The organism is Legionella sp. km772 (genome assembly GCF_003989735.1).
Classification (GTDB): domain Bacteria; phylum Pseudomonadota; class Gammaproteobacteria; order Legionellales; family Legionellaceae; genus Legionella.
Map to the genome: position 1 here is coordinate 1 of NZ_RZGQ01000162.1, position 6,246 is coordinate 6,246.

Genomic DNA, 6,246 nt, shown 5'->3' on the forward strand with positions numbered 1-6,246 from the left:
CATAGGATTTAAGTAAAGCAAAGAGATGAAGCAAAGCCCTGAACAAAGGAAAGAAACACAGTAAAATATAATGGAGCAAAATGAAAATAAGGGAAAATCTAGTGCTGATTGCTGATTGCTGATTGCTGATTGCTGATTGCTGATTGCTGATTGCTGATTGCTGGCAATGCTCCCGCCATTGGGCGTTACGAGCAATCCTTGTTTGATATCTAATAAATAGCTCATTCCCTGCACCAGAATCCTTTTTGTTATTTAATATTGAAAAACTATTTCAAATAATGATACTTTGTTAATGATTGAAAATCAAAAAATTCATTCGATTTTTATCCATCAAACGCACCCCAAACATTTCGCGACACCGACTAAACGTGAAAGTGATACACACCTCGTTGACTTAAGCGCAACGCTTCATCAAATCGACTGCGTTTAGTTCCTGCTCCAAAAGAAACTGCTGATGCCACAAACGTTCCAACTCTTGTTTTACCTCTTGAATACGTGCTTGAGTCGTAGCAATAAGTTCTTCACTTGATTGTTGATAGATGCTTTGCGTGAGCGTCTCAAGTAACGTGCTTTGTTCAAACATTTGAGCCTCGATTTGAATCAATCGTTCGTCTTTGTGTTCCTGCTGGCTCTCCTCGAACGCTTCAATCATTCCATGATTAAGATTCATTTCGTTATTTTTTTGCTCGTTCCATTGTTCTTCGCGTAGTTGCTGTTGGTCTTTAAAGTCCTGTCCAAGATAGAAGTGCTTATAAAAGCCCTTCGGAGTACACCAACGATTGTCCCGAATCATTTTTGAAAGGATGTTATTTCGGTGTTTAAAACAGGTCACCTCCGGCAAATAAAATTCACTGTTTAACAACGCAAACAGATATTCGGCTGCCAATTGTTTGGGGGACGAGAATTGTTTTTTGTGTTGAAAGGTTAAATTAAAAAAAGTACCCAATACCAGTTTTTTGACCTCATCGGGAATTTCTTCCTTGATGTCCGAATAGAGTAACTGCTGAATGGTTTCAAATTGCTGACTTAATCGCATCAGTGTGGGTTTATCCACAGAATGAGTTAATTTTTTTACAATAATATTATTAATAAAAATAGAAGGATAAAGATCACCTATATATAATCCCCTCATTTTGAGGGGATCGATCCCCTCATTTATATCAAGATCGTTACATTCTGGTTTAATGTTAGTCTTGTTTTGGTCGTTTTCTTTGTGAGTATCATCGATCTCGTTGTGGGTATCTTTTGTTTCACCTGGTGGATTCTCAGAAACAGGTTTAGGCGGCTTAATCAGTGCGAGTAGTTTATCCGTAATGTGAATGTAGTTGCCCTTTTTAACTTCGAAGCCCCCCTGCTCTTTGGTTCTGCTATAAAGCGCCTGGCGTCGTTCAATAAAACCCTCATCATGTAATTCTTTGATATACCTTTCTAAGGTGCTTTGGGGAATACCGGTGTCTTCAACGATTTCAGCATAGGGCTTCATGAACCATTTACGATCAGAGTTTTTTAAGGTGTAGGTGCTGGTTTGCCAGCCGAGCAGTATGTAATCCGCCAGTTGCGCTTTGCGAGCAGATGGAATGACTTTCATGAGACTTTTAAATCTCATGTGAAAAATTGAACACAGGTTCCCCATAGATATATCCTTATCTATTATTGTTTTTTTTTGGGAACAAGACTAGAATTGACAATGAAATACAAAGAATAATCACTCGAAAGATATTCTTGATATATTTTAGCCTTGTTCGAAGCTAAATTTATTTGAGGGTTATATAAAGTCTGCAAACTTTATATAACCCTTTTTTATTGATTTTATTTTTTCATTTCAATTGTCCCTCTTTATATCTGAAATTACTTTTTAATACTCAATACAAGGTAATTATAATAAACTTATTTTGGATCGAAAACACACGTAGATCAATAGATTTTTTTAAACGAGCATAAAAAACGTTTTCTATTAAAAGATTGCTACATCGAGATATTTTCGTGATTAACTTCGAATAATTTGTGTTATTTGAGATATTGATTAATATCATTGATGAACGAGGGAGTATTAATAAAAATTAATACTCAATACGGTATTGACTTAATGGGTTAAATCTATTAAATTTTTCTATGCAATAGAAACTATAATTGGAAAATATATGAAAAAGAAACAACCTAAAGTTTTAGTTGTTGCGAATAACAAAGGTGGCGTTGGTAAGAGCTTAATAAGCCAATTGATTTCAACTTATATAGCCTTTAAAAAAAATAAAAAAATTTTGGTTCTTGATTTCGACCCTCAAGGTAACATGTCTTATAGATTTCTTCGAGATACTCGTATTAGGGATATGTCAAACTATAAGCCTCCTTTGCATCCAGATTATGATCCCAATAATCCTGAAGATGATGGATGGGATGGGCGTTCTTCGGCTCTGGCTATGTGGACTGCTACACCAGTTGTGCCTTATCCGACAGATTTGGACAATTTAGATATTTTACCTAGCGATGCATCTGTAATAAAAGATATAGAAGCCTTCGAATATAGTGATAGCCTGGAAAGCATAGTCCAAAGGCCATATGATTTTTTTGCCATGGATGATTTCATTGAGTGTGGTTATGATTTAATCATCATTGATACACCACCAGCAAAAGGACCGTTGACACAGAGTGCAATAAGAGCTGCCACGCATATTTTAATACCTTTAGAGTTAAGTAATAAATCTCTTCAAGGATTGGCTGGAATGGTTGATCTTGTAAATCGCCAAAATGTATATAGACCATCAAACGCTCAAGCTAAAATTATTGGGCTTTTGAAAAACAAAGTAGATTACAATAAACGAACTCCCCAAAATAGGATCATCGAGACAATCAAAAATAATCCTATGCTATCTTCTTTGTTGATAGATGGCATTGAGATTCATGATTCGCCTAGAGCAATTGATATTGATGAGGATCAAGCACCAATTACGGCACCTTATACAGAATTGAAGGACAATGATAGGTTTGCTATTGAAGCTGCGGCATTGGGAGAGTTTGTTTATAAAAAAATTTTGGGGGAAAAAGTAAATGTCAATCAAGAAAAAAATATCAACGAGCTCACTATCTAATAACAATTTAAACAAACCAGATACTGTTACTAGAGCGGGTATTACTGCTAATTTAAAATTTACAAGGGGAAAGCAGCTTGTAGAGCATTCTCCATTTTCATTAATTCCCGATCCTGATAATCCACGACCAGGCGAAACTATAGATGATGCTTGGCTAAAAAAATATCTATTAATAGGGACTGAAAGCTCTCTTTGTCGAGTTTCTGAAAAGACTGGAGAATATGAGATTCCAGATTATCTCCAACTAGGTTTGGGAAGCAATGCGCTTCTTGAAGATAGTTATAATTTTTTGAGAGACTTGGCATTTTCCATTCGGGCAGACGGTCTTATTGAGCCTATAGAAATATTCTTGGCAGATCGAGCCAATGATCCTGATTATTTTATTCACTCTACGCTAGAGTATGGTTATGTTATTCTAGAGGGACATCAAAGACGCCTTGCAGCGATGATGGCAGGTGTATCTACAGTTACTTGTATCGAAATTACCGATGAAAGTATGCTTGTTAAACTTAAGGTTAAACATCGAAAACTGAGGCGGCAGCTATCTGAAAATAATTTGAGAAAAGGTTTAACGGTTTCCCAAAATTTTCAGATATTCCAGCAGCTTTTAACTGATACAGACGTACAATCTTTAAAAAATAAAGAGTTATCCTTGATTATTGGCTTAGGCGAGGGGATCGTAAGTGCGTTACGTAACATTTGCTCCAAATCCGATAATTATCCTCCCATTTTATTTTCTAAAATTAACGAAAACGCACTAACTTTCAAAATGATAAGAATGCTGGCACCAAAATCTTATAAGGAAATCGAACAGGAGTTATTGCAGCTGAACGATCACAAAAATAAAGATAAAAGAGAGAAACCTAAATCTCGCGGAAGACAGGGTGGGGCTACGAAAAAATATGCCACATTCAAAATTGGTGATTACAATGAATCAGAGTCTATGCGGAAATTTTTACTGAATAGATTTCCTGAAATTGAAAATTTAGAAATACAAGACTCATCCTACAGAACTTTAGAAATAATTCTGAATAAAATTAAGGAAATGGCCTTAAAAGAAGAATTATGCTCCGGGGCAAATTAGAGTTAACTTAATGAAAAATAATATAAAAATTGATTATTTTGATTATTTTGATTATTGAATAATGTGGTGATCCATGACAGCGAAGCGAACGACAAAAAAGTTATTTTTCCAAGCCCCTCAAAAAAAAGAAAAGTGGCTTGTGTGCATAAGATTTCCAAAAGATATTAAAGAAAAGCTGCGACAACAATCTGAAAAAGATTATAAAGGCAGGGGAAAGCAATCATTGCTTATTGAAGATGCAGTTAAATACTATTTATATACACTTTCAGATATAAAATGGGGTGATTACGAAAGGGATCTGGATTATTCCGAGTTAATAGATGATATTTTTGAGGGTTTAAATCAAGCTCCTCTAGAAGGAGCTACCCAGGTATTTTTCACAGAAGAAACAAAAAATAAAATCTTGGAAATTGAAAAAAAAATTAAACTAACCAAACCTTTGATGAAAGATGTACGCACAGGATTGATCAGAAAAGCGGTATCGATAAGATTAAGTCTTGGGGATAAAAATTTTTTTGATTCAATCATGAAAATGGAGAGCTGATAAATATTTTTCTTGGGATTAATAATAGAGTATATAGCGCTTGTCTGGTTATAATGCGGAAAATAAAAATTGTGTAAGTTTTAACAAGGAAGTGAAATGCATGAAGCAGTAGGAGGTAATGGAAAAGGGATAGCATATTTACATTGTTTGAATGCAATAAGTACATTCAGTTTTGCAATTATATTTTCATCTTTGTCTCTATATTTAACAAAGAGAATTGGTTTAACCCAAACTCAAGCAAATGGGATAGTTGGTTTCTTTCTCGCGTCAAATTTTATTTTACATTTTCTAGCTGGATACATAGGTGATAGATTGTTAAGTAATCGATTACTCTTTGCTATTTCAACACTCATACAAACATTGGGGCTAATAGTTCTAAATTTTTCTGATTCATTAGTGTATCTAGGCTTAAGTTTATTTTTGATTGGCTGCGGATTAGGCTCTACTTGTATTAACTGCCTTATTACTCAGCAATTTAATAGCCATGAAAATAAATTACGAGAAAAAGCCTTTTTTCATAATTACAGTGCAATGAATATCGGATTTCTTTCTGGTTATATTATGGGGGGATTTATAGATCTTCACGAACGATACGAGCACTTATTTGAAGTAAGCAATTTAATTAATTTGATTACCGTGTTTTTCATCGTCAAGTCGTGGCGCTATTTTGATAAAAACAAAACGAATACTCGAGATGAAATAAAAAGGGGTAGGATAGGGCTATTGTTGATAGTACTGATTGTGCCCATTCTTTTTGCGGGCTTCCATTATTCCTGGCTGGCGAATAGTCTAATACTTTGTATAGGTGTTGCAGCGTTAATTTATATTACCTTATTAGGACATGGTTTAAGTACTCGGCATGAGAGAAAAAAGATTTATTCTTTTATATTTTTAACCGGAAGCTCCATTGTTTTTTGGATGTTGTATTTTGTCGGACCAATAGGGGTTACGCAATTTTTGAAATATAACGTGGATATTTACATCGGCTCTTATTATATTCCTCCTCAATGGCTGATGAATTTAAACTCCATCTTTGTAATTGTTGGTTCTCCTATAGTAATCGCTTTATTTGATTGGTTAAGAAAAAAACAAATAATTATTTCTTTGTCGAAACAATTTATCTGCTCCTTAGTGTTTATTGCATTATCATTTTTGGTATTAACTTTAGGTATAGAAAACTCTAATGCGAATGGACTGACTGGCATGAGTTGGATTATTGCGCATTATCTTTTTCAAGGGGCAGGGGAGTTGCTTCTTGCTCCGGTGGGATATGCGATGATAGGAAGTCTTGCACCGGAAAAATTACAAGGGCTTATGATGGGCGTATGGATGATGGCATCGGGAATAGCTGCTACCTTATCCAATTATTTTTCCAATTTAATGACCCAATCAGAATCATTAAATCCTATCATTGGGTTTTACCGCATATCCAGCCCAAACTGGCAATGAGATAGTTAAGCGACCTTAAGTGCTAATATTTTGTCCATATCAAACAATATATCCTGTTCTTCAATATCCTGAGTAAAGTCATA

The 6,246-nt window shown here is 34.8% G+C and carries 6 protein-coding genes; 4 read left to right on the forward strand and 2 right to left on the reverse strand.

Annotated features, from left to right (window positions below; translation table 11 throughout):
• Both ELY15_RS12685 and ELY15_RS12690 read right to left on the reverse strand, forming a co-directional pair.
• Positions 1-225 (reverse strand): hypothetical protein (locus ELY15_RS12685; RefSeq protein WP_127100605.1); only part of this gene is annotated, 225 nt, incomplete at its 3' end.
• Positions 226-394: 169 nt separating this feature from the next.
• A complete protein-coding gene (locus ELY15_RS12690; RefSeq protein ID WP_233586727.1) occupies positions 395-1,588 on the reverse strand; it encodes a hypothetical protein in 1,194 nt (397 codons plus the stop codon).
• Between the two features lie 553 nt (positions 1,589-2,141).
• Here ELY15_RS12690 and ELY15_RS12695 point away from each other — a divergent pair.
• From ELY15_RS12695 to ELY15_RS12710, 4 genes are all read left to right on the forward strand, one after another.
• On the forward strand, positions 2,142-3,086 hold the full coding sequence (locus ELY15_RS12695) for a ParA family protein (RefSeq protein WP_127100609.1): 945 nt from the start codon (positions 2,142-2,144) through the stop codon (positions 3,084-3,086).
• Entirely contained in the window at positions 3,046-4,170 is a 1,125-nt protein-coding gene (locus ELY15_RS12700) for a ParB N-terminal domain-containing protein (protein WP_127100611.1), read from the forward strand. The genes ELY15_RS12695 and ELY15_RS12700 overlap by 41 nt, the downstream gene beginning before the upstream one ends.
• 73 nt (positions 4,171-4,243) lie before the next feature.
• Complete coding sequence (locus tag ELY15_RS12705; protein ID WP_127100613.1) at positions 4,244-4,714, forward strand: hypothetical protein; 471 nt, start codon at positions 4,244-4,246, stop codon at positions 4,712-4,714.
• Between the two features lie 96 nt (positions 4,715-4,810).
• Positions 4,811-6,163: a peptide MFS transporter gene (locus ELY15_RS12710; RefSeq protein WP_127100615.1), complete on the forward strand. Its 1,353-nt coding sequence runs from the start codon at positions 4,811-4,813 to the stop codon at positions 6,161-6,163.
• Positions 6,164-6,246 lie beyond the last annotated feature (83 nt).